The organism is Peribacillus sp. NPDC097225, from assembly GCF_044761955.1.
GTDB lineage: Bacteria > Bacillota > Bacilli > Bacillales > DSM-1321 > Peribacillus.
Map to the genome: position 1 here is coordinate 46,778 of NZ_JBIWDJ010000003.1, position 24,647 is coordinate 71,424.

22 protein-coding genes are annotated in these 24,647 nt (G+C 42.3%); 13 read left to right on the top strand and 9 right to left on the bottom strand.

The window, feature by feature from the left end; translation table 11 throughout:
• Positions 1-23 precede the first annotated feature (23 nt).
• From nfsA to ACIQXH_RS10320, 4 genes are all read left to right on the top strand, one after another.
• A complete protein-coding gene (gene nfsA, locus ACIQXH_RS10305) occupies positions 24-773 on the top strand; it encodes an oxygen-insensitive NADPH nitroreductase (protein WP_403123330.1) in 750 nt (249 codons plus the stop codon).
• 351 nt (positions 774-1,124) lie between these two features.
• On the top strand, positions 1,125-1,868 hold the full coding sequence (locus ACIQXH_RS10310; RefSeq protein ID WP_402867503.1) for a hypothetical protein: 744 nt from the start codon (positions 1,125-1,127) through the stop codon (positions 1,866-1,868).
• Between the two features lie 469 nt (positions 1,869-2,337).
• Positions 2,338-4,233, top strand: a complete 1,896-nt coding sequence (locus tag ACIQXH_RS10315; RefSeq protein WP_402867504.1) for a PrkA family serine protein kinase — start codon at positions 2,338-2,340, stop codon at positions 4,231-4,233.
• 271 nt (positions 4,234-4,504) lie between these two features.
• Positions 4,505-4,831: an SCP2 sterol-binding domain-containing protein gene (locus tag ACIQXH_RS10320; RefSeq protein WP_402867505.1), complete on the top strand. Its 327-nt coding sequence runs from the start codon at positions 4,505-4,507 to the stop codon at positions 4,829-4,831.
• Positions 4,832-4,889: 58 nt separating this feature from the next.
• Here the strand turns inward: ACIQXH_RS10320 and ACIQXH_RS10325 are convergent, their stop codons facing one another.
• Positions 4,890-5,099 (bottom strand): heavy-metal-associated domain-containing protein, encoded by a 210-nt coding sequence (locus ACIQXH_RS10325; RefSeq protein WP_402867506.1) that lies wholly within the window; start codon positions 5,097-5,099, stop codon positions 4,890-4,892.
• A 118-nt stretch (positions 5,100-5,217) separates the two neighbouring features.
• On the opposite strand from ACIQXH_RS10325, the gene ACIQXH_RS10330 reads away from it, so the two are divergent.
• Both ACIQXH_RS10330 and yhbH read left to right on the top strand, forming a co-directional pair.
• Positions 5,218-5,397: a hypothetical protein gene (locus ACIQXH_RS10330; protein ID WP_403123333.1), complete on the top strand. Its 180-nt coding sequence runs from the start codon at positions 5,218-5,220 to the stop codon at positions 5,395-5,397.
• Positions 5,398-5,974: 577 nt separating this feature from the next.
• Entirely contained in the window at positions 5,975-7,144 is a 1,170-nt protein-coding gene (gene yhbH / locus ACIQXH_RS10335; protein ID WP_402867508.1) for a sporulation protein YhbH, read from the top strand.
• Positions 7,145-7,190: 46 nt separating this feature from the next.
• On the opposite strand, the gene ACIQXH_RS10340 is transcribed toward yhbH, so the two are convergent.
• Both ACIQXH_RS10340 and ACIQXH_RS10345 read right to left on the bottom strand, forming a co-directional pair.
• On the bottom strand, positions 7,191-8,426 hold the full coding sequence (locus ACIQXH_RS10340) for an ABC transporter permease (protein WP_402867509.1): 1,236 nt from the start codon (positions 8,424-8,426) through the stop codon (positions 7,191-7,193).
• Positions 8,427-8,458: 32 nt separating this feature from the next.
• Positions 8,459-8,932 carry a MarR family winged helix-turn-helix transcriptional regulator gene (locus ACIQXH_RS10345; RefSeq protein ID WP_402867510.1) on the bottom strand — a complete coding sequence of 158 codons (474 nt, stop codon included), beginning with the start codon at positions 8,930-8,932 and terminating at the stop codon, positions 8,459-8,461.
• Positions 8,933-9,261: 329 nt separating this feature from the next.
• On the opposite strand from ACIQXH_RS10345, the gene ACIQXH_RS10350 reads away from it, so the two are divergent.
• From ACIQXH_RS10350 to ACIQXH_RS10365, 4 genes are all read left to right on the top strand, one after another.
• The gene (locus ACIQXH_RS10350; RefSeq protein WP_403123789.1) at positions 9,262-10,968 is read left to right on the top strand and encodes a methyl-accepting chemotaxis protein; all 1,707 of its coding nucleotides are present in this window, start codon (positions 9,262-9,264) and stop codon (positions 10,966-10,968) included.
• A 256-nt stretch (positions 10,969-11,224) separates the two neighbouring features.
• Complete coding sequence (locus tag ACIQXH_RS10355) at positions 11,225-12,361, top strand: HD domain-containing phosphohydrolase (protein ID WP_403123336.1); 1,137 nt, start codon at positions 11,225-11,227, stop codon at positions 12,359-12,361.
• A gap of 67 nt (positions 12,362-12,428) precedes the next feature.
• Positions 12,429-12,704, top strand: coding sequence for a hypothetical protein (locus tag ACIQXH_RS10360; protein ID WP_403123338.1), 276 nt, complete (start codon positions 12,429-12,431; stop codon positions 12,702-12,704).
• A gap of 14 nt (positions 12,705-12,718) precedes the next feature.
• Positions 12,719-14,599 (top strand): adenylate/guanylate cyclase domain-containing protein, encoded by a 1,881-nt coding sequence (locus tag ACIQXH_RS10365; protein WP_403123341.1) that lies wholly within the window; start codon positions 12,719-12,721, stop codon positions 14,597-14,599.
• Between the two features lie 55 nt (positions 14,600-14,654).
• On the opposite strand, the gene ACIQXH_RS10370 is transcribed toward ACIQXH_RS10365, so the two are convergent.
• Both ACIQXH_RS10370 and ACIQXH_RS10375 read right to left on the bottom strand, forming a co-directional pair.
• Positions 14,655-15,200, bottom strand: coding sequence for an NADPH-dependent FMN reductase (locus ACIQXH_RS10370; protein WP_402867514.1), 546 nt, complete (start codon positions 15,198-15,200; stop codon positions 14,655-14,657).
• A gap of 128 nt (positions 15,201-15,328) precedes the next feature.
• Positions 15,329-16,285, bottom strand: a complete 957-nt coding sequence (locus ACIQXH_RS10375; protein WP_403123342.1) for a bile acid:sodium symporter family protein — start codon at positions 16,283-16,285, stop codon at positions 15,329-15,331.
• Positions 16,286-16,452: 167 nt separating this feature from the next.
• On the opposite strand from ACIQXH_RS10375, the gene lepB reads away from it, so the two are divergent.
• Together lepB and cobT are read left to right on the top strand one after the other, a co-directional pair.
• Positions 16,453-16,968, top strand: a complete 516-nt coding sequence (gene lepB / locus ACIQXH_RS10380; protein ID WP_402867516.1) for a signal peptidase I — start codon at positions 16,453-16,455, stop codon at positions 16,966-16,968.
• Between the two features lie 130 nt (positions 16,969-17,098).
• Complete coding sequence (cobT, locus tag ACIQXH_RS10385; RefSeq protein ID WP_403123792.1) at positions 17,099-18,145, top strand: nicotinate-nucleotide--dimethylbenzimidazole phosphoribosyltransferase; 1,047 nt, start codon at positions 17,099-17,101, stop codon at positions 18,143-18,145.
• Positions 18,146-18,185: 40 nt separating this feature from the next.
• Here the strand turns inward: cobT and ACIQXH_RS10390 are convergent, their stop codons facing one another.
• The 4 genes from ACIQXH_RS10390 to ACIQXH_RS10405 all read right to left on the bottom strand — a co-directional run bounded on the left by ACIQXH_RS10390 (position 18,186) and on the right by ACIQXH_RS10405 (position 23,530).
• Positions 18,186-18,644: an HXXEE domain-containing protein gene (locus ACIQXH_RS10390; protein WP_403123795.1), complete on the bottom strand. Its 459-nt coding sequence runs from the start codon at positions 18,642-18,644 to the stop codon at positions 18,186-18,188.
• Between the two features lie 99 nt (positions 18,645-18,743).
• A complete protein-coding gene (locus tag ACIQXH_RS10395) occupies positions 18,744-20,642 on the bottom strand; it encodes an N-acetylmuramoyl-L-alanine amidase family protein (RefSeq protein WP_403123345.1) in 1,899 nt (632 codons plus the stop codon).
• A 611-nt stretch (positions 20,643-21,253) separates the two neighbouring features.
• The gene (locus tag ACIQXH_RS10400) at positions 21,254-21,853 is read right to left on the bottom strand and encodes a DNA-3-methyladenine glycosylase (RefSeq protein ID WP_402867519.1); all 600 of its coding nucleotides are present in this window, start codon (positions 21,851-21,853) and stop codon (positions 21,254-21,256) included.
• A gap of 108 nt (positions 21,854-21,961) precedes the next feature.
• The gene (locus ACIQXH_RS10405; protein ID WP_403123348.1) at positions 21,962-23,530 is read right to left on the bottom strand and encodes an MDR family MFS transporter; all 1,569 of its coding nucleotides are present in this window, start codon (positions 23,528-23,530) and stop codon (positions 21,962-21,964) included.
• Positions 23,531-23,786: 256 nt separating this feature from the next.
• Between ACIQXH_RS10405 and proC the strand changes: the two genes are divergently transcribed.
• Complete coding sequence (gene proC, locus ACIQXH_RS10410) at positions 23,787-24,593, top strand: pyrroline-5-carboxylate reductase (protein WP_403123351.1); 807 nt, start codon at positions 23,787-23,789, stop codon at positions 24,591-24,593.
• Positions 24,594-24,647 lie beyond the last annotated feature (54 nt).

The window sequence follows — 24,647 nt, forward strand, 5'->3', positions numbered from 1 at the left end:
ATACATAATTAGGGGGTAAAGCAATGAATAACATCATCGAGAAAATTCTGGACCACCGTTCCGTCCGTTCTTTTGAGGACAAGCTATTGTCTGCGGAACAAATTTCCACGATTGTTGAGTGTGCACAGGCTGCATCAACTTCAAGCTATATCCAGGCCTATTCGATCATCGGGGTGACCGACCCGGAAAAGAAAGCCAAGCTTGCTGAATTGGCTGGACCTCAATCATATGTAGAGAATAATGGACATTTATTCGTGTTTTGTGCCGATTTACATCGTATGGACATAGTAGCCGAGATGGAAAACGAAGATCTTACTGTACCAATTGAAAGTACGGAAAAATTCATGGTGGCCTGCATCGATGCCGCACTCGCTGCTCAAAATGCGGCGCTTGCTGCTGAATCAATGGACCTCGGCATTTGCTATATTGGTGGTATTCGTAATGACCTTCAACAAGTTTCGGAAATCCTGGACATCCCACATCGTGTCGTTCCTCTATTCGGCCTTGTTGTCGGGTATCCAAAAAAACATTCAGACAAAAAGCCAAGGCTTCCTCAAGCCAATGTATATCATGAAAATGGCTATCAAACGGATAAACAGACCTTCATCGGTCAGCTAGAAGCATACAATGAAACGATTTCCGACTATTATGAGCAACGGACCAAAGGAAAACGGAAAGAAACCTGGACGCAACAAATGGCTGACATGGCCGGCAAGAAAAGCCGGATGTATATGAAGGACTTTGTGGAAAAACAAGGATTGAAAAAACAATAATTATAGGTGGATGATTCTCTACTTCATGTTCGAGCATCCATTTAAAAGGATTACATCCCATTAATTATATAGAGCTTAAAAATAAGAGCCTGACACTAAGTGTTGGGCTCTTATTTCTTGTATAAATTAAAATAATGCAGATATTCTTTTTCTGATAGGATGTAAAAAAAATTTCCGATGAATTATTTCGAAGGTTCAAGGAGGCATGTCATAAATCAAGTAAAAGGAGATTATCCGCTTTTTAACAAAGTAAATATTAACAAAGGCAATAGTGAGAAAACTTCACAGCCTAATTAAGTATATAATAAACATTTGTACTGATAACTTCATAATAAGAAAGGAAGTAACAATTTGCAGGTATTAGGTGGTATTTTATTTTTTTGTAGCTTCATATCTATCTTTGTATTTATCATTTTAGGTATAGTAGCACTACTCAAAAAGAACGGAAAGGCAAAATCACGTTTTATTGGAGTGGGTGGTTCATTTATTGTAGCCATCATTTCATTTATTATTATAGGAGCAAGCGGGGAATCTGAAGAAACCACAACAGATAAAGAGAAGCCAGCTCAAGAACAGAAAACAGAAAAGGCAGAAACACCTGAAGAGAAAGCAGAGAGAGAGGCCAAGGAGAAGGCCATTGTTGAGGAGAAAGCGAAACAGGCTGCTGAAGAAAAAGCTAAGGATGAAGCAGAGGCTAAGAAGAAGGCTGAAGCTGAGAAGAAAGCTAAAGAAGAAGCTGAAAAGAAAGCTAAAGAAGAAGCGGCTGCTAAAAAAGCAAATGCAAAACCTATTGAATATAATAGGTTGAAGAAAAATCCAGATAAAATGATTGGTGAGTATACGAAATATACTGGTGAGGTTATTCAGATCCAGGAAGAAGAGGACTTTACGGCCATCCGTTTAGCTGTTACAAAAACATCATATGGATATGATCCTAATGACATTATAATGGTCATGTATGCAGGTACGACCGATTATATAGAAGATGATGTTATTACTGTGTACGGAACTATTTCTGGCGAATACAGCTACACTTCCCAAGCCGGTTGGGAAATCTCTATTCCAAGCATGCTTGCTGAAGAGTTTGAAAAGTAAAAGGAAAGTCACTCTTAGTGGAGGCACTTATTTGGTGTCTCTTTTTTATATGCTTTTCTTCCAAAAAAAAGGGGCTTCCCCCACAAGTCATTTTCATGACTTGTGGGATAGCTCCCTTTTTCGTATGCTCTTATTTATTTTTCACACCTGGTTTGTCGGCATATCCACCAGTGAAGATGGCAGCTAAAAACGCAATTGTTACGGCAATGACAATAACTGTTCCCATGATGTAACCTCCCTTTACCCATATTGTCCCACTTAAGTATAGGCTTAGTATACCCCAATTTTTAGTAGATGTGCACGTAAATTTTCTTGCCTCGTGATTTGTCACCAAATATTCAAGACTTTAAAGGAAAACCTTGGATTGGGCAGCCGGACAAGATGAACCTCTTTGGAAAGTCTGACATGTTTGTCAAACTCGGCGCATAGATTTAAGTATTCTCTGAAAGTGATAGGGGGAGGTTCCTAGATGGATATTTTAAAGAAAATCGAAAAATTTAGAGAAGATGAACAGAAGCTGAAGTGGGAAGGCACCTTCGCAGAATACTTAGAGATACTGAAAGAAAAGCCATTAGTTGCACAATCTGCTCATTCGCGTGTATACAACATGATCAGAGATGCTGGGATAGAGGAAGTAGATGGAACGAAGAAGTACAACTTTTTCAGTGGTCAGCTGTTTGGACTTGAGGATTCATTGGAGAGGCTCATCGAGGAGTATTTTCATCCCGCCGCTAAGCGGTTGGATGTCCGAAAGAGGATTTTGCTTTTGATGGGACCGGTATCAGGCGGGAAGTCTACATTGGTTTCACTCCTTAAGAGGGGGCTTGAAAGTTATTCGTTAAATGACTCAGGGGCGATCTATGCGATAAAAGGATGTCCGATGCATGAAGATCCACTGCATCTCATTCCTCAAAACTTGCGGCAGGATTTCTTTGAGGAGTATGGCATCCGGATTGAGGGGAATCTGTCACCGCTGAATGTGATGAGATTGGAACAGGAATATGGCAGCCGGATTGAAGACGTGATGGTTGAGCGTATCTTCCTTTCAGAAGACAAACGTGTGGGGATTGGTACATTCAGTCCGTCCGACCCTAAATCACAGGATATTGCCGACTTGACCGGAAGCATCGACTTTTCGACGATCGCCGAATTTGGATCTGAATCAGATCCGCGAGCCTATCGCTTTGATGGTGAGCTCAATAAGGCAAATCGCGGAATGATGGAGTTCCAGGAAATGCTGAAATGTGATGAGAAGTTTTTATGGCATTTGCTCTCACTGACCCAGGAGGGGAATTTCAAAGCAGGAAGGTTCGCATTAATCAGTGCAGATGAACTGATCGTTGCCCATACGAATGAAACGGAGTACAAGGCATTCATATCCAACAAAAAAAATGAAGCCCTACATTCCCGGATTATCGTCATGCCGATCCCGTATAACTTAAAGGTGAGCGAAGAAGAGAAGATTTATGAAAAAATGATCCATGAAAGCGATGTTTCCGATGTCCACATTGCTCCGCATACCTTGCGGGTGGCAGCCATTTTCAGTATCATGACCCGTTTAAAGGATCCGAAAAAAGGTGATATCGATTTATTGAAAAAGATGAGACTGTACGATGGGGAAAATGTTGAAGGATTCAACTCCGCGGACATCAATGAGCTGAAGAAGGAATACCAAGATGAAGGCATGAGCGGGATAGATCCACGGTATGTCATTAACCGGATATCCTCCACTATCATTCGGAAGGAAAACCCGTCTATCAACGCACTTGACGTATTGATGTCGTTGAAGGCAGGCCTTGACCAGCATCCGTCGATAACGAACGAGCTAAGGGAACGATATTTGAACTTCATTTCGCTTGCACGTAAGGAATATGATTCGATTGCCAAAAATGAAGTGCAAAAAGCGTTTGTGTATTCCTATGAAGAGTCGGCGAAGATCCTTATGGACAATTACCTAGATAACGTCGAAGCATACTGCAATAAATCAAGACTGCGCGATCCACTGACTGGGGAGGAAATCAATCCAGACGAGAAATTGATGCGCTCGATTGAAGAACAAATCGGCATTTCTGAAAATGCCAAAAAAGCCTTCCGTGAAGAAATCCTGATCCGTATCTCGGCCTATGCAAGGAAAGGAAAACGATTTGATTATAATTCCCATGACCGCCTACGTGAAGCCATTCAGAAAAAGCTGTTTGCTGATTTGAAGGATGTTGTCAAAATCACGACTTCAACCAAGACACCGGATGAAAGACAACTGAAGAAAGTGAATGAAGTCATCAAGAGACTTATTGACGAACATGGGTATAACTCGACTTCCGCCAATGACTTACTTCGCTACGTAGGAAGCTTGTTAAACCGCTAAAAACAAGAAGACCCCTGCCTTAAAAGGTGGGGGTATTTATTGAAAGAAAATATTGTAAAAAATACCAATTCGTGATATCTTTTAGCTGAAGCAGTTATTCTCCGATGTTAATAATACAACCTATTAAAATCCTCTGAAATACTTCGCGCTTCGGATATTTTCACATGATCGTCCAACATGTACATGAAGAAACGTTGTCGTTGTCATGGATCAGTAAGGTTTTTTCTGTTTTGTAAGCGTAATCATAAAAAGGTTGATGGAGGGATTTCAAATGAGTGTAATCGCTGAATTGAATGAATTGGCTGGTAAAATCAACAGTAATCCGGAGCATATCCAAAACGAGGAAAATCGTGTGTATCAATTCAACATTGAAGAGATTGGACCGGTTCAGCTGTTGATTAATAATGGACAAGTTGAAGTGATCGAAGGTACGACAAATGATCCAGAAGTGACATTGAAATTATCAGAGAAGAATTTCTCCAAGTTATTAAAGGACGATTTAAATACAACGGTCGCTTTCATGACAGGTGGCCTAAAGGTAGATGGAAACATCGCTTTGGCATTGAAACTGCAGGAAATTGTAAAACGTTATAAATGAAAATACCGAACTCTGCCGTTCTTGGGAGAGTTCGGTATTTTTTGTGTTGTGGGTTCTTTTATTCAGTGACATTTAATCCGTATTGTTCGATGAGTGTGACGAGCTGGCTTGGTGATAATTTGTCTTCGCTGTATTCGATTTTGATTTCGCCGTCATCCACATCGATGATGGCACGCTCGACGCCTTCCGTACTCAATAGGATGGACTCTAGATTTAAAATCGGGCCCTCGGTTGTCGCTTCCCTCACATAGAGTGTAGTGGTTTCCATGCTCCATTCACCTCCTGGATTTTTTCCATATAGATTATCTATACCCTTTACCCGTTGGACATATGTACGGTTTGGAAATTGGAAATATAGGGTATCAATAGGGTAGAGGTGATATAAAATGAGTAAAGAAGAATTGAAAAGAGAACATGTTCCAGAGAACAGTTCGATGGCGAAAGACTTAGATGAGATGAAAGAACTTGGTAAGCAAATGGAACGGCAGAGAACGAATAAAGAACTGAAGGAATGGGATAAACGACCAGGTACCGTCCAACATGAAGTCGAGGAAAAAAAAGAGTGAAAAGGCGTGCCATTGAAATCGTTTCATCCATGTAAAAAAGGGTATCCAAGGAAATTACAGGATGCCCTTTTATTTGTGTCAATGCCTATCGAAAAACCGCATTGATCGGGATGGGAGACCGACATCCCCTGCAACTCCTCCTTTTATAGATCCTTCAAATCTTAATAACCCGTAACGTAATTACTTCATTCTCTTTGTTTTCTCTCTAAAACAACGATTCCGCCCGCTTATATCATTTCATTAGCACCGGTCACTCACTGAGGATATTCCACGCAGTGAGTTTCTTGATGTTCAGGTTATCCTTCACTGTCGGCCTGGGCCAGCCGCAAAGCATGTCCAATTTATTTTATCGCGTAGGAACCCGTCTTATTTTTTGGGCAAAACAACCATTAATGAATTTTTGTGTAAATTATCCTTCGCCGCTGCATAGGATAGAGTAATACTTTTATTTTTATCCGATTTTTCTCGAATTGTATATTTGAATAGCTAAACCTGTGTTGCTGTGGGCTTTCTCACACTAATTTATTATATGAAGGAATGATGAAAAGCGTGCAAACATTTTTAAGGGGGGAAGAGAATGTCAGAAGAGAATAATAAACAATACGTGATCTCAGAGGAAAACTGGTCCCTCCATCGGAAAGGCTATGATGATCAACAACGCCATCAGGAAAAGGTGCAAGAGGCTATCAAGAATAATCTGCCTGATTTGATTTCTGAAGAAAGCATCGTGATGTCCAATGGTAAGGATGTTATCAAAATCCCGATTCGCTCCTTGGATGAATATAAAATCCGCTATAACTATGATAAAAACAAACATGTCGGTCAGGGGGACGGGGATAGTAAAGTCGGGGATGTCATTGCAAGAGATGGATCGCCATCGAATGCCGGTTCCGGAAAAGGGCAAGGTGCTGGGGACAAGGCGGGCGAGGATTATTATGAAGCCGAAGTGTCGATGATGGAGTTGGAGGAAGCATTGTTTAGCCAATTGGAGCTGCCGAACCTTCAGAAAAAGGAACATGCGGAGCATACGCTTGAGCATATTGAATTCAATGATATCCGGAAAACCGGCTTGATGGGGAATATCGACAAAAAGAAAACGATGATATCGGCCTTCAAAAGGAATGCCTTAAGCGGCGATCCAGGCTTTCATCCCATTTATAAGGAAGACTTCAAATTCAAGACATGGAATGAGGTCGAAAAGCCGGATTCCAAAGCAGTCGTGCTGGCGATGATGGATACATCAGGAAGCATGGGTCTGTGGGAAAAATATATGGCAAGGAGCTTTTTCTTTTGGATGAACCGCTTTTTACGGACAAAATATGAAACCGTCGAGATAGAATTCATTGCCCATCACACTGAAGCGAAAGTTGTGCCTGAGGAGGATTTCTTTTCAAAAGGGGAAAGCGGTGGAACGATTTGTTCATCCGTCTACCGTAAAGCATTAGAACTTATCGATCATAAATATGACCCTGTGAAATTCAATATCTACCCGTTCCATTTTTCCGATGGTGACAACCTCACATCCGATAATGCCAGGTGCGTCAAGCTCGTGGAAGAACTCATGAAGGTCTCCAATATGTTCGGTTACGGCGAAGTCAACCAGTATAACCGCCATTCCACCCTCATGACTGCCTATAAGAACATTGACAATGAAAAATTCAGGCATTATATCCTTAAGCAAAAGGCCGATGTATTCCATGCGATGAAGAGCTTTTTCAAGGAAGAAGAAAGTAAGAAATACGCATAAAACAAAGAAAAAGAAGCCTGTGATGGCTTCTTTTTCTTTGTTGGCTTTAGGCCTCTACGAGAGAGGGTTCCAGTTTAGCTTTTGAAGAATCTTTCTTATGGGTGGTAAGTGTTACAACTAAACAAATGCCTAGGAATACAACAAACAAGCTGGAGATGACCCATAATGCCGTACCAAGGCTGGCTTGCATATTACCACCATAGTAAAGCAACGACCTCATTCCATCGACCATGTACCTTGTTGGAAGGAAGATGCTTGCGATACGGTGGAAATCCGGTAGGTTTGCGATAGGAACCGCCCCACCACTGCCGAAAATACCCATGATGTTGAGCGGGAACATTATAAGCATTCCCCATTTGCCGAAGAATAGGCTGATTACTTTAAACATGAGGAACATCGTCATACTGCTTAACAAGGTAAACCAGAATATTGGCCATATGCCAATGGAATGCACACTCCCGAAAAATCCGAACACCGCGAGTTGAAGCATGGCTGAAACCAGTAGTGTTACGATTAAACCGAAGAGCAATTCTGTAATGAGAATCTTTGTGTTGCTGATCGTGTGTCCCTTTGAGTTAAGAGTTTCACTGATTTTATTAATATAGCCATTTATCATTTGTACACCCAGCAGTCCTGTTATTGATGTAATCAGCACAATCATGAAGGGGGTCATCCCTTTATTTAAATTGGCTGGCAATCCAAGGACATTGGTTGATGTATAGTGGATGGGTTGATCTAATACAGAAGTTGAAAGTGGAGATACTTGCATATTTTTTGAAACCAATGCGGATTTAATTTGGCCGCTTAGGCCATCGGATGCTGATGATGCCATCGTTTGTAGCACATTAGAAGCAACTGCAGTAGCCATCTGACCACCAGCTTCATTGATCAAGATTTCCACTTCGGCCGCTTTTCCATCCGTCTCCCCTGAAATGAAGCCACCCTTCAATTCGTTAATGGAAGCTGAGAAGTTTTCAGGTATAACGATGGCTCCATAAGCATTATCATCCTTAATTTGATCGATTGCTTTTTCTTTGCTTGTCACCACAGACCATTGTAAGGAATGCCCGTCTACTTCTTTGGAAAGGTTACTTAGCAGACTTTTACCGAATTCTGAAGAGGTGAACTGTTCATCTTCATTCACGATGATTAACGGAAAGTTGGACAATTTTGGATCGGCTCCACTGAATACGGGCAAATAGATGCAAATCATGCTTAGCATTAGCAAGGGTACCGCCCAGATGGGAAACCAGGTCATTTTAATTTTTAATAATTTCTTCAAATCAATCATTCTCCTCAAACTAGTGAAACGGGTCAGTCATCAAGTCGGTCATTTGATTCTGCCTTTGAAAATACCTTTTTATTCATGATTTTTACCATTAAGTACAGCACTTCCCTGTCTTCCTGATCCATTTCCTCAAATATCTTAGAAGCATGGGAGTTATCTACAGAGTAAGAAACGACGCTATATCCAGCATCCGTTAATTGGATGAGTTGACTCCTTTTATCCAAAGGGTTTTCCACCCGTATAACCAATTCTTTTTTCTCAAGAGAATCGACTAAATAAGTGATCGATGCTGCTTTTAAGTTTAAATGCTGTGCCAATTGAATCGATAAGCAAGCGTTCTTCCGTTCGATATAGCTTAATATGGAATATTGATTGAGCGTCAACTCTTGTTTCCTCAAATGGCTGGCGAATGCCTTTAACCGATTGTTTGCCATTTTCTTGGCCAAATCATTATAAACACTTATTAACATGTCGACTGTAATCCCTTTATTCTCCTCCAAAAAAACACAACTCCTTAAAAGCGATAAAGTCAATAATACTTTAAATATTCTAAGTTGTAAAGGAGTTAAATCCGCTGATAATAAGGAAAATATTATAAAGTGCTTTGAATCATCAAAGTTTATTGTGTGAGCGTTCACAAACTCTCCTAAGAAATGATGGGTAATGGTCTTTTCCTAGGAGCAGTTATAAATAAAATTATAATGTGAGTGTGCTGGTTGCATTAACTAATTTCTTGAAGTGCCGATATAAGAAGAGAATGAAGGACTTTATACCTAAAAGGGGAGAGCTTTAAGAATAAAAATAGTATACGGAGGGAAATAAAGTGAAGATGTATAGGAACTTGAAGATAAAAGTAAAATTGATTGTGGCATTTTTGTTAATGAGCATGATTCTAGGAGCTGTCGGAATATACGGATTAACGAATCTAAGTCATTCTAACGATGATCTTGAATCCATGTATCATGACCAGCTTGTGCCCCAGCAATATCTTAATGAAATCGAGGTTGGGTATCAAGATATTCGAATCGGTGTCCGTAATTTGGCATTTGTCGCAAAAACGCCTGCAGAAAAAGAAGCGGGTGAGCAGGTAATCCTTGAAAAGATGGACGAAATTGATGCATTAACGAAGAAATTTGAAAGCAGTAATATGAATGCTTCTGAAAGAAGCCTTGTTGAAGAATACAAGATAGCCCTGGCGGATTTTTATGTCCTGACGGAAAAAAATATGGCATTAGGGAAGGCGAATGATATAGAAGGATTCCTCCGAACATTAAAAGAAAACAAAGGGAAGGGCGACCAATTGGAAATAAAGATTGAGGAGCTAAATATCATGACGGATGAATTGGCCCGTGATGCTTATAAAAGCGCCAATGATTCCTTCACCCATACTAAGAGCACTACATATATCCTTATCATTTTTTCAGTATTGCTTAGTATTGCTTTAGGCTATTTTATTTCTCAGGTGATATCGAAACCGTTGAATAAGGTCATGCAATTGGTCGTGGATATCTCAAAAGGAGATTTAACCCAAACATCGGATATTGATACGAAAGATGAAGTGGGGGTTCTTGCCAAATCGATGAATGAAATGGTAAGCAATCTTAGAAATATGATGAAGGGGGCATTCCAAACATCCGATCAGGTGGCTGCCTCGTCAGAAGAGCTGACAGCAAGTGCTGAACAAACAAGTAAGGCAACGGCGGATATCTCCAGTGCCATCCAAATGATAGCGGATGGAGCCGGCAGCTCTGCAGCAAGCCTTGAGGAAAGTTCGACGGAGTTAGGGGAAGTATCGCTTTCCATTCATCATATGGCAGAAAGTTCCCATGCCATTGCGAAGTCTGGATTACATGTCGCTGAGCAAGCGAAATTGGGTGGCGAATTCGTTGATAAAACGGCGCTACAGATTCAGACGATTTCCCAATCAGTTGATAAAAGTGGAGAAGCGATTCAATCACTGGATAAAAGGTCTCAGGAAATAGGCGAAATAACAAAAGCGATTACAGAGATAGCGAATCAGACGAACCTGTTAGCATTGAATGCGGCCATCGAAGCAGCTAGGGCAGGAGAACACGGGAAAGGGTTTGCCGTGGTCGCTGATGAGGTCCGTAAGCTGGCTGAACAGTCTCAGCACTCTTCGACTCAAATCGCTGAACTTATTAAAGAAATTCAAGAAGACATGATGAAATCCAATCAATCCATCAACCAAGTCAAATTGGACGTGAAAGAGGGACTTGGTATCGTCTCGAAAACAGAGGAAAGTTTCAAAGTCATCTTGGATTCGATTAAGGATTCGAGTGATCAAATCGAAGAAATGGTCGCAACTTCCGAGCAAATGTCAGATAGTGCTCAAGAGGTTTTAACCAATTTAACGAGCATCACGACCATTGCAAGAAATGCAACAGGTCATAGTCAAAACGTTGCAGCTGCCACGGAAGAACAATTGGCATCCATGGAAGAAATAGCTTCTGCCTCCAATAATCTTTCGAGGATGGCCAGTGATTTACAGGAACTATTAGGAACGTTCAAACTATAAAAACGTTCAGCTCCGCCATCCCTACACTTCATAGGGATGGCATTTCTATTAGCGGTTTGTTTTCAAGTACGAAGCTCGGCAGGGAATAGATAAATAAAAACAATAAACAGCCGATATTATGGAATAAATTGATAACGAATGGACCTTGGGATGAAGAATGTCATTGAGAAAATCACGGAAAGAATCATAGATATAGAGGTGAAATCCACTCTTTTAATATATGTAATGAAAATTCGGCCAGATGAAAGGATCAAAAATGAGTGAAGAAACTAGGTATATGGAAAATGAATTATTAAATCTTTTAGATGCTTTCAAGGAGTTGAATTCAGATTTAGATGTGAAGGTTGTCTTTCAGAATATCATTCTCCAGATGGCCAAGCTTTTGGATGCAGAAGCAGGTACGTTATGGGTGACAGATCCCGATCGTGATGTGATAAAGGCCACTGCCGTATATGGGCCGACTTCCTCTAACATTCTCAAAGTAGAATTGAAAATGGATGAGGGAATCGTCGGAAAAGTGATCTGTTCAGGAAAACTACAGTTGATTTCTGATGTATCAACAGATCCGGCTTGGGCACCGAGAGTGGACAAGGATAGCGGTTTTACCACCAAGTCCATGCTTACGGTTCCGTTAATTGCAAAAGGGAAAGCGATTGGTGCCATGCAGCTTCTTAATAAAAAGAACGGCCAAAATTTCACTAGGAAAGATGCCCAAATGGCCCTCGTCTTAGCCAACCAGTCAGCATTGGCACTGTACAATAGCCAAATGTTCGAGGAAATTCAAAATATTAATCTAAGCATGATCCGCACGCTTGCCAAAACCCTGGATAAGAGAGACCCATATACTGCCGGTCACTCGGAAAGGGTGGCCACTTATTCTAAATGGATGGCTCTAAAAATCGGCTTGGATACCAAAACATGTGAGGAATTGTATAAAGCGGCCTTGCTTCATGACATTGGGAAAATCGGTATCCCCGATGAAATTCTACGAAAGCCTACTGAACTGTCGTATGAAGAATACGAGATCATAAAAAAGCATCCTGAAATCGGCGCGGATATTTTGTCGACCATGGAGCCAAAAAGAACAATCTTGAATGCGGTGGAAACGGCAAGATACCATCATGAAAGGCTGAATGGAAGTGGATACCCTGATCAATTGGCAGGAAAGGAAATCCCTCTCTTTGCGAAAATCGTCGGAATTGCCGATACATTCGATGCGATGACGACGGATCGACCATATAACAAGGGACTTAGTTACCATGAAGCGGCAAAAGAGCTGATGACATGCAAGGATACACATTTCGATGAAGCATTGGTTATTGCTTTTCTGAACGCCTTGGAAGAGCGGAAATACATAACGATAGAAGAGGGACATGCATTGGAGGGAAGGTAAATGAATCCATTTGATTTCATGCTGATTGGGCATTTCGTGGGGGACTTTCTGTTTTTAGACCCGGTGGATGGCTAGCAACAAAGCCACAAAGTGGATTCTTCTATTCACGCATGTGACTGTCTATACTTCATCGTTTTTTTATTCGGTCTATTGGCAGGAGGAATCTTACTTTGGTGGCTCACAGTCATCTATTTCGGACATATCGTATTGGATCGGCAAACCTTCGTCTCTTTCTGGGGGAGGAATATCCAAATGGCCGATGAAGATCCAGGGGTGGTTATCGATCATGGTCGATGAAATCTTCCATATCATTCTACTGGCCATAGCGATTTATCTTTCATAAAGGGGGAACAGGGAATGGAACGTTTTATAAGAAAATATAGCATCGAAAAAGATTTTCCTTTATCTAGATCCTTCGTTTGGAAGGTGTTGGGGGACAATGATCGCTTAAACCGGTTCATTGGTTTATTCCCTGTCGAATTCGGTAAAGTGGAAAACAAGCAAGGTGGGATTTTTTATCGAGATGCAATAGCAAAGGTAGCTGGATTCGTCGATATCTTGTGGAAGGAATATCCCTTTCAGTGGGTGAAAAATGAACAATATACCTTTGAACGCATATACGAAAAAGGTCCTTTTACTAAGTTGGTAACCACTTTTGAATTTTTGGAATCAATGATATACGAAAATGGATGCAAGGTCTCAATCAAGAGTGAATTTACTCCTCGTAATCTATTGGGGTTGGCGGCAATCCCCCTCATAGGAATCAAATCAATGAAAAACACGATCCGGTATGTGGACGAGCAGATGCTAGTGGCCAACGGTACCATTGAAAAAATCCACTATCAGAAAAAAACAGTAGGACAAGTAAATCTTGAGGAATTGAATCGCTTAGAAACGCTGCTTGATGAAGCACCCGTTAACCCGGATTATAGGATAAAGTTGCATGGATTATTGAGGGATGGCGAAAGCAATGATGTAGTCAAGATGAATCCTTATAAAGTTGCAAGCGAATGGGGAGCGGAGCCACTAGAGGTCTTGCGTCTTTTTCTCTACGCAACAAAAGCGGGCCTCTTAAATTTAAGCTGGAACCTGATTTGCCCGAATTGCCGTGTCTCCAAGGTGGAATATACGACTTTATCAAAGCTGAAAGGTCAATTTCATTGTGATTTATGCGGAATTGACTATAACGCGGACTTCGGTAAATATGTGGAACTGAATTTTTCCGTGCATCCATCCATAAGGAAAGCATATGACCAGGTTTTTTGTGTAGGCGGGCCGATGATCACCCCGCATGTACACATGCAAAGGGTAATACAAAAGGGGAATTCCTTTGCCTTCCCTCTTCCCGATGGTTTTGTGAAAATGAGGATACGCGTGTTGCAGGCGAATCATATTGTTACATTCGATGAATGGCCGGAAGATAAAAATATTAAGGGGATGGCCTATACATATGAGGACAACGGTTGGCATAGAAGCGGAGAACAATATAATCTAAAGAACGATGAAATGATGATATCCAATGAAAGTTCGTCGGATATCGTCGTTGTCATGGAAAAAGCCGAATGGAACCAAGAAGTCGTAACAGCTGCTTGGGTCACCTCTTTGCAGGAATTCCGGGACCTGTTTTCGTCTGAAGTATTATCCCCCGGGCAGCAGGTTGGCATCGAGAGCGTGACCATTTTATTTAGCGACCTTCAAGGATCGACATCCTTATACGAAAGCATAGGGGATGCAGACGCCTACGGGCAGGTTCGCAGGCATTTCGAATTTCTGAGCCATTGGATTTCAAAGAATTCCGGTGGTGTCGTCAAGACGATTGGAGATGCCGTGATGGCGGTATTTCATCTGCCGGAGGATGCCCTGAAAGCCGCCATTCAAATACAAGAACATGTGTCAGAGTTCAATGCCACGGTAGGTGATCCCATTGTCTTGAAACTAGGTTTATATAGTGGCCCAGCGATTGCCGTGAATTCGAATGATCGATTGGATTACTTCGGAAGGACTGTGAATATGGCTGCACGCGTACAAGGTCAAAGTGCCGGTCATGATTTAGTGCTTAGTGAAGATGCCCTTCAAAATGAAAAAATGCAAGCAATCATCATGGGGCTCGAAAGGTTTGAGATAATTTCATTCAAGGCTTCTCTAAAAGGAATCAATGATGATGTGGCGTTAATTCAGCTAAAAAAAAGAGTACCAGGCTCCCTTATCGTACAGAATGAAGAAGTGAGTGATATATAACAAATACAAAAAAATCCCAGTAAAATGAAGACTACTGGGATTTTCAGGCTGAGTATTACCGATTATGATGGTTAAACCAAGTAATGAAATTTTCGACGACCATATCCAAAAACTGTACAGTCGGTTCATGGGTCAGGTTGCCTTCTTGATCGACTTTTTCATGCACGGCCCCTACATACACTTCATTTCCAGGAAGAAGCGGAGACGAGACGCCTGCGGCAAATAAGATATCCCGTAAATGCAATTGGGCCTTAACCGTCCCCAAATTCCCCATGGAAGCCCCGACGATCCACGATGGTTTACCAATCAAGACTTTATCCACACGAGACATCCAATCAATCGCATTGACTAACACGCCTGGCACTGTCCCGTTGTATTCAGGGGTCACCCACAAGACCGCATCCGCATGGGCCACTTTGTTTTTAAACTCTTTCACAACGACTGGCGGGTCGTTTTCGATATCCTGGTCGAAAAATGGTAGATCCCGAATGTTCAAGATTTCAAGTTCGAATTTATCTTGATACCGCTTTTGAATGTATTTAGCGAGTTTCAGGTTATAAGATTCCTTTCGAATGCTTCCAACGATGGCAACAACTTTCATCATAAAACCTCCTATTATTTATTTGCACGAGCTGATTCTTCATTAATAGTATAATTGTTATTTTATTGAAAGGGAAAAGAGACGCTCATATGCTTTGCTCGAATGTCTCCATTCAAGAGATAAAAAATCTATGCCTCGTTTACCCTTCGATGGTAATACTTATCAAGGAAATAGCCGAAAACGGATGCAAGCATTTGTTGAAAGAGCATCCCGAGAATCACGGGCACGGCAACGGCTGCAGGGAAATAGGTGGTGGCAAGGACTGCACCGGCACTGATATTGCGCATCCCCCCGGTAAAGGTCAAGGTAATGACGTCTTCTTTTTCCCAGTGTAGTAGTTTACCAATCCACCAGGAAAATGCATAGCCTGAAGCGGCGATGAAGAGTACCAAGAGTGCCATGACCAGTAGTTTCTCGTTGAAATGGGTCAGGTAGGGTGCGATTTTTGAACTGTTCAAGATTACGACAATCCCTACGCTTAGTTTGGAAAAAGGAGCCAGACGGGGGGCAAGCCCCTCTTTTATTTTCCCTTTTGTGGCCTGGTTCAAGAACATCGCAAGCATCGAAGGTATAACGATCATCCCGATCAGGCCTTTCACCATGGGCCATATCTCCATTTCAATCGTGCCTCCCCCAAAAAGTGAAACGCTATAAGGCACAATGAAGGGGGAAAGAAGGGTGTCGATAAGGATAATCGTCAAAGCAAGCGCGGCATTCCCTTTATAAATGGTGATCCAGATGATGCTGGTGACTCCGGTTGGAATGACGACACCAAGGACCAATCCGGTAATCGTGAAAGCGTCCCCTTGAAACACCAGGTGCCCGAGGGCCCAGGCCCAAATCGGCATGATGATATGCAGGATCATTAATACTATGAAAATGGGTAAAGGATGATAGATTGCTCGTTTCAAGGATTTGAAATTGGAGCCTAGGCTACCTGTAAAGGTAATGAAAGCAAAAATCCATGGAACCAAAAATGTATAATCGGTTAGCCGTTCGGCCAACAAGACACCGATGACAACGCTTATCGGTGTGATGAATGGCATGGCTCTATTTAAATATGTATTGATTGACTGCAGCGACATCCATCCACTTCCTACCGTTTAATTTCTTCGTTTTTAAGTGTACCATATTCCAAACAATGAATATCGGAACAAAAATCCTTAGCTTATCACACTTGTGTATATACAAAAATAAACCAGTTTAGTAAAATATTTTTAATGACTAATATTTTGGAGAGAAAGGGGATTTCATGAAAAAAGAACTTTTTTCTTGGGTAAAATCGGTACTTATTGCATTAATCGTCGTTTTCATTTGTCGTCAGTTTTTATTTGTTCCAGTGACTGTAAAAGGTGAGTCCATGGAGCCCACTTACGAAAATAATGACCGGATTGTCGTTACGAAAGTCGGAAACATCGAGCATTTTGATATGGTTGTATTTCACGCTCCGGATGCAGAAAAAGATTATATTAAAAGAGTCATCGGACTTGCGGGCGATAGTGTGGAAATGAAGGATGACGTGCTTTACATAAATGGGAAACAATATAAGGAACCATATGTGGAATCAAAAAAAGAGGAAATCCAATCTGATGAAAACTTGACTGAGAATTTCGACGTGAAAGTTCCAAAAGGGACTTTATTCGTAATGGGAGATAATCGCAGGCATAGTTGGGATAGCAGAAGGTTCGGTGTCATCCGCGAAGATTCACTTGTAGGGAAAGTGGAGTTTCGTTTCTTCCCTTTGAATGAACTGGGTGCCCCTCAATGACATGATATTTTGTTGGTTAAAAAGAATCCTATTGATAGTATAGACTAATTCGAACTTTTAGAAGATGATAGGTAAAGGGCTTTTCCATTGGGTAAGGTCTTTTATTTGATATGTGGAGGTTTTTTGAATGATGAAGAATGGGCTAGCCACTCTATCCATCCCAGAGTTGGATGAAGAGATGGGAAGGCAAGTGAAAGGGTACGTGGATTCGCTGACTGTTCCGCAGGGAAGTTTGGGAAGGCTTGAGGAATTGGTTATCGAACTGGCGAAGATGACAGGCGAGGCCTTTCCGGAGGTGTCTAAACCTGGCGTGATCGTGTTTGCGGCAGATCATGGGATTACGGATGAAGGGGTATCCGCTTATCCAAAAGAAGTGACCGAACAAATGGCGCTCAATTTCCTTAATAACGGAGCGGCAATCAATGTATTCAGCCGTGCGATATCCGCTTACTTTGACATTGTTGATATCGGGATTGATGCGGATATTGAAGCCCCTGAATTGACGTCAAGGAAAGTTCGTCGCGGAACTCGAAACTTTTATAAAGAGGACGCGATGACGCTAGAAGAAGTAAACCAAGCGCTTGAAGTAGGGTATGAACGGGCAGAGGCCATGATCGAGCAAGGTGCGAAATGTCTGATCCTTGGCGAAATGGGAATTGGCAATACGACGGCGAGTTCTGCCATCATCTCGGTCGTTAGTGGAAAAAGCGTGGAATCGCTAGTGGGTCAGGGGACCGGCCTGAAAAGTGAAGGAATCATACATAAACAAAGAATCATTGAAGAGGCCATTTCGTTAAGAAATCCTAATCCGAAAGATCCAATCGATATTTTAATGAAAATCGGTGGACTCGAGATTGCCGGTATGGCAGGGGCGATGCTTGCAGCAGCCAACAAACGAATACCGATTTTGCTTGATGGGTTCATTACGACAACGGCTGGTGTGATTGCAAACTTGATTTCGAATCGTTGCGCTGATTATATGTTCGTTGGCCATCAATCGGCAGAACCCGGCCACAGAACGGCCATAGAATGGCTTGGTAAAGAGTCGATTCTCCAATTGGACATGAGAATTGGGGAAGGAACCGGTGCTGCGGTTGCATTTCCCATTCTTCAGGCAGCGACGTTGGTCGTAAAAGAAATGGCAACATTTGAATCAGCAGGGGTATCCAATAAATAATGAAAACAAAGAGGCCTTCTTGATGGGGGCCTCTTATTTTTCATGTGAAAAATCCAGCTAAACGAAGCATAAGCCAGATGATCAGGGGGTAGGAAAGTAGGCTTCCAGTAAGCGTTATACACAAACTCCATACTCGGCCTACCTTATTTTTTAATACGTGTGCAAGCAGAATCATAGAAAAGAGACAGATGAAAAAGGCTGTAATAGCTCCTGGATTATACGAGCCAAAGTAAAAGAATAAAGCAAGATGTTGTACCGCATTGAAGAAAATGGCACCCTGTGTGAAGATGACCCAATGAATGGATGATAAGACCTGAATCTGATAAAGACAAATGATGAGGAAAACTAGAACAGTCAAGATAGAAGCGGCAAGGATGAATTGAGATTGACTGATAAAAGGTATATGAAAGTGTTTTGTTAAGTATTCGGTCATACTTAATGATTCTTCCGAGTTGTGGAGGAGAAATAATAAAGGAATGAGCCATAACGTTTTGTTAATAGAAACACCTCCTTTAGGATGGGGAAGAAAATAAAATGGTTAGAAAGAAACCCGGACGATGAACATGTGAATGTCCATGAGTCCGGGCGGGTTGATCATCTACAGATTATAAGCGTCTACGTTGAATCCTTTTGCTTTGTAATAATCAAGTGTACCTTGATAGATCGCTTTGGCAGCCTGTTGTTTGTAATAAGTTTGTTTCAGTTTGGCTGCATCGCTTGCATTATCGATGAATCCTGCTTCCACAAGCGTTGCTGGCATGGAATTATATTTGAGAACATAGAAGTTAGCTTCTTTTGTCCCTCTATTTTTAAAGTCCATATAATCTATCAATCTTGCTTGTATTTTTTGGGCTAGAAGTTTGCTATCGGCATTGTATGGATTGACCGTAGCCCTGCTATACGAACTATAATAGTACGTTTCGCCGCCAGTGCCACCGCCGGCATTAATATGGACGCTGACAAAGACATCATCGTCTGACTTCTTGTTCGCTGAAGCAAAGTCCATGCGTTTTTGCAGGGATTGGCTGGTTGTTATTTTGTTGTCATTTGCCGTAACGCTACTTGTCTTTGCAGTTCTGGTCATGATTGTTTGGATGGGCGTTTTATCAAATAATTTTTGAGCTCTCTCACTTATATCTAGAGTGAGTTCGGCTTCTTTCAGACCATTACCCACTGCACCGGGGTCCGTACCGCCATGACCAGGATCGATAATGATGGTAAGCCCACCTAATTGGGAGATGGAGGAGAGGGCTTCATCCTCAACCCAGCCTTGAAGATTACCAGCCTGGATGTAGGTCCATCCATTTTTCTTTCCAAAGTAGGTCACAGTCGACCCTTTTGGTATGGAACCAATCGACCCCAAAGATGTTGTTGCAGAGATGTAGACATCTACCTTAGATGTTGTTTGAGAAATGCCTTCTGATTTGGATGAGATTTTCATCGTCTCATTCAGGTATTTCTCTTCGATCCAACCAGTTGTACTGCTGCTTTGTATGGAACGCCAGCCATTACTCTGTTCTGAAATGGCTACCATTTTATTTTTTGCAAGGGCTGAACCAGTTGTACCACTGCTCTTGTTAGCCGATTTATAGATTTTGGTTGAACTGATTCCAGTGATTTTTGCAGTGGAAGTAGTATCTACGAGAAAGTCGGTCCAAATCCATCCTTCCTTGGATACCGTCTGTACATATGTCCAATTCCCCATTGTCGCTAATGAAACAACAGATGTGCCGTTATTGATTTTTGCCTTAGCTCCAGAGCTTTTGGCTGGTCCTTTGTATAGGTTGGCATAACTTTTCGCAATGACGCCTTCTTGAGAAACGGTGTCATAATCGGTATTAGTTAAATGTGCGTTCCAAATCCAATAGCTCTTTCCATTTAGAAACACATGACGCCAACTATTTTTCACTTCTGCATAAGCGACAACACTACCGTTGCTCAGTTTTCCAGAGGTACCGTATTTCTTGCCGGCTCCATTATATAGATTGACATAACTAGCTTTGACCTTTCCTACACCGTATGTAGGCTGAATGTATTTCTCAGCTACCCATGCTTCCTGACCATTAACGTAAATATGACGCCAAGATCCGGACTTCTCGAATAGGATCGCGGTAGTGCCCGCTAAAGCGGAACCGCCTTTTCCATAGCTCTTGGCTGGTCCTTTATATAGATTATAAGACGCTTTTCCGTTTGTCAGAACAGCTTCGCCAAAAGAAGACTGTACATATTTGGACGCAATCCAGCCAAAATCATCGTTGCTTTGAAAGTATGTCCAGGCGCCTGAGGTTTTTATGATGGTAACCATTTCACCCTTTAGCACTTTTCCGCCAGTTGTCCCATAAGCCTTACCAGGCCCTTTATAGACATTGGCACTTTTTATTGTATGGATTATTCCCGTGTCATTGGATTCTGCAGCATTGACCTTAAGCGAAGGGCTGAGTGAAGTGGTCGTTATGAAGAATACGGCCATTGTAAGTAGTAGGATTTTTTTAAACATAATGGGTGACCTCCTTAGTTATAAGGACGCACAAAGAAAATGACTAATAATAACAGTCAGTTATGGATTGATCGTTATTATAAAAATGGCAACAAAGATTATGATTGTTCGAAAGGCACCTCCATTTATTTCAGCCGATATTTTTTCCATTTAAAGCACGTCTCGACATAATATAACATATTTAAGAGGTTTTGTTCAAAAAAATGTTAAATTGTGAGTTCTAAAGTTTCATGGATTTTAAGAATTGCTAGTCTAAAAGACTGGTTGCCTTACAAACATTTCCTTGAGACAGTGAAAACCGGTCAATTGAACGCATCGGGAATAAAAAAGGGAGGTGAATGGGTGGATGGGGATATAAATGGTAAAGGAGGAGGGAAGAGGAAGGGATTAGCCAATGTACTTTTAGCAGGTAGACACTGGCTTTGCTTGAGAATGTCTCTTTCAATAAAGAATGACTGCTATTTAATGGGTAAGAGAGGCAAAAAAAGCGTGGGGAAGCCAGCAGGCGAAAAGAAATGTGTGCCGTACCGTTTTTTGTGCTAATCGGGACATTTCAAGTTTTTAAAAGCTTAGCTTTCACCCGCAATTTCTCTGCATTCGCTTTTGACATGCTAGCGTGAAATAAAAGGACTGCCGGTCACCCAAAAGCGCCAAGGATAGTCTTTTGCTTCACCCGAGTTCCCGATGCCGATACGGGGTCCGCTTGAAATGTGATCGGGTCGTTTGCCGGAAGCAAGATAAAGTGGGGGTTCTGTAAACATATGTCCGTAATCTGACATCGTGATGCCAAGTGCCTTGGATAACTTCCCGGGTCCGTTCGTCAGTTTGCGGACATCAGGAAGACCACGCCTTTCATGCATTAATTCCACTCCCACATAGGGCTCCACTGCCCGAATCAAGATGGCTTCCGGAATTTCGGGACCGCCACTCACGACATTCACAAGGGTATGGGTATGCATGGAATATGTATAAATCATGCCGGACTCACCGAACATGACTTCCGTCCGCTTCGTCCTTCTATTGCCAAAGCTATGAGCTGCCCTGTCTATGGCCCCCATATAGGCTTCGGTTTCGACGATAAAACCAGCAGCCGTTCCTTCCGGGGTCTCTTTCACAAGCAGGCAACCCAAAAGGGATTGGGCCAGCTCAATCGTCGGCTGGTTGTAAAATTCCGGTGGCAAAATGGATGGGATGGTAGGTTCTTTTTGCATCGTATCACTCCAATAAGTAGGTTACAGTTAAAATTCCCTTATCGAAGAAAAAGAAACCTCAGGATACAAAATGAAAAAATCGACTACGCATGCAGCCGATCCATTAGCTTATAGGCTCCTATCGCTTTGCATTTCCTGATCCCGCTTGATTTTACCCGGCCCCACGGAAAGAGCGACCAATATTCCGGCAAAAATAAAAAAGACACCGGTAATGAAGACACTGGAAAAGGCATCGATCCAAGCATGTTCAATCGTCTTGATCAGGACTTGGCGGGCTTCTTCCGGCAGTTTCAGGTTTTCAGGATAAAGCATGATATTGAATAGCTTATCTGTCTGATTGGCTAGCCCTTTCAAGGCTTCATGCAGTACAAGGTTCTTTTCGCTCAGCACGGCATCATCCATATTTTGTTGAAGATGATGGTTCATGACGGCATTCAAGATCGTAATCCCCATCGTTCCGCCAATGGAACGAAAGAAGGTAGAGGCTGCGGTGACCGAACCAAGCTGCGACTTTGGGAATTCATTCTGAACGGCAATCATCAACGTCGGCATGACTAGCCCCATTCCCACTCCAAGGACTGCCATGAAAATAAAGGCGGTCAGGATATTGGTTTCACCATCCATCGTACTCATGAGGATGAATCCAAGCGTTGCAAAAAACATTCCGGAGGTAAGCACCGTACGAAAGCGGAAGGTTAACAGCAGCCGGCCCCCGACGATACTGGCGAGAATAATGCCGATCATCATCGGGGTCATGGTCGAACCCGCTTTAGTCGGTGACACGCCAAGCACGCCCTGCATGAAAAGCGGAACGAACATGATGGCCCCGAACATGCCAAGGCCCAGTAGAAACCCTAAAATATTCGTGGTGGCAAATACCCTATTTTTAAATAGGGATAAATCAAGGATCGGTTCAACGGCCCTTCTTTCAAACACCACAAAAAGGGCAAGGAAAACTAGGGTGCTCCCAAAGATGGAAATAGAGTCGATCGACATCCACTCGAACTTATCACCCCCGAAGGTCAAGCCCAACAATAGCAACACGATGCCAGGGATTAAGGTGAAAATCCCTAGATAATCGATGTGAACGTTCTCTTTTTTCATGATGGTTTCATGCTTTAATCCGACGTAAATCATTCCTGCTGATAATAAACCGGTTGGTACATTGATGAGGAAAATCCAATGCCAGCTAATATGGTCTACAATCAGTCCACCCAAAAATGGACCGATAACGGCGCTTAATCCAAAAATGGCCCCGAAAACACCTTGCCATTTAGCTCTCTGTTCAGCTGTGAAAATGTCTCCGATAATGGTCTGGGATAAGGGCATGATCATCCCGCCCCCGATTCCTTGAAGGCCACGGTAAATGATGAGCTGCTCCATTGAAGTGGCGGTGGCGCATAAAAAGGAGCCAATCGTAAAGATAATCGTTCCCAGCAGGTAAAGGGAACGCCTGCCATATAAATCCGATAATTTCCCGACGATAGGAACGACGGTGGTGGAGGCAATTAAATAGGCGGTCGTCACCCAAGCGAAGATGGTGAAGCCATTCAATTCCCCGATGATCGTCGGCATTGCTGTACCGACAATCGTTTGCTCCAATGAGCTGAAAAACATCCCGATGATCAATCCGGTCAAGACAAGCTTGGTATTGATTGACTTTTTCTCCATGTCCATTTCGCGTCTCCATTCTTGTAAAGTTCAATCTACATTGTAAGATATTGACTAAGTGGCCAAAATTATAAACTTTTTCTGACTATATAGTCAATCCATATTTTTCGCTAAAAAAATCACTTGATTGGGATGGAATCTTAAAGGAATGGATCCCGTGATATTTTTCTTTTACACACACTAGGAAGTCTTGGGCATGTTTCTCATTTCTGAATCCGTTATAATAAGATACTAAATGAAGTTATGATTGGAAGTGGGAAATATGAATAAAAAAATTGGATTCATTGGATGCGGTAAAATGGGAGAGGCGATGCTGGGAGGCATGCTTCGTTCTGGCGTCGTATCTTCAGAAATGATCATGGTCAGTACGGCAAGTGTAGGGACCTTGACTAAAGTCACTTCAAAATATGGAGTGCAAGGGTGTTTGGACAATAAGGAAGTGGCAGGATTTGCCGATATGCTTTTCCTTGCTATTCCACCGTCCATGCACGAGCGGGTGCTATCTGAAGTGAAGGATTATATAAAAGAAGATGTTGTGATCGTTACGATGGCCGCTGGAATCAACACGTCACAAATCGAAGAGGGCATCGGAAAACGGGTGAAGGTCGCAAGGACGATGCCCAACACTCCATCACTAGTAGGGGAAGGCATGACAGTAATCAGTATGAATGATGAAATCGATACTGCCGACATAAGGGAAGTCACAACACTATTGAACAGCTTTGGAAAAACGGAGCTCATCCAAGAACATCTGATGGATGCGGTGCCGGCAATCAGTGGATCTTCACCCGCCTATGTATACATGTTCATCGAAGCCATCGCGGATGGCGGTGTACGTGATGGTATCCCGAGGAAGCAAGCTTATCGGATGGCTGCCCAAGCTGTTTTAGGCGCGGCTAAAATGGTACTTGAAACGGAGAAGCATCCTGGAGCGTTGAAGGATGATGTGTGTACCCCGGGTGGTTCAACGATTGCGGCCGTTGCCACTTTGGAAGAGAATCGGTTCAGGGCAAGCGTTTTGGAGGCGATGAAGGCCTGCACGGATAAAACAAAGGGAATCAATCACTGAGAGAAGGGAATTTGCCTGACAAATGGGTAATTTCCCCGGGAACTTTAATCAGAA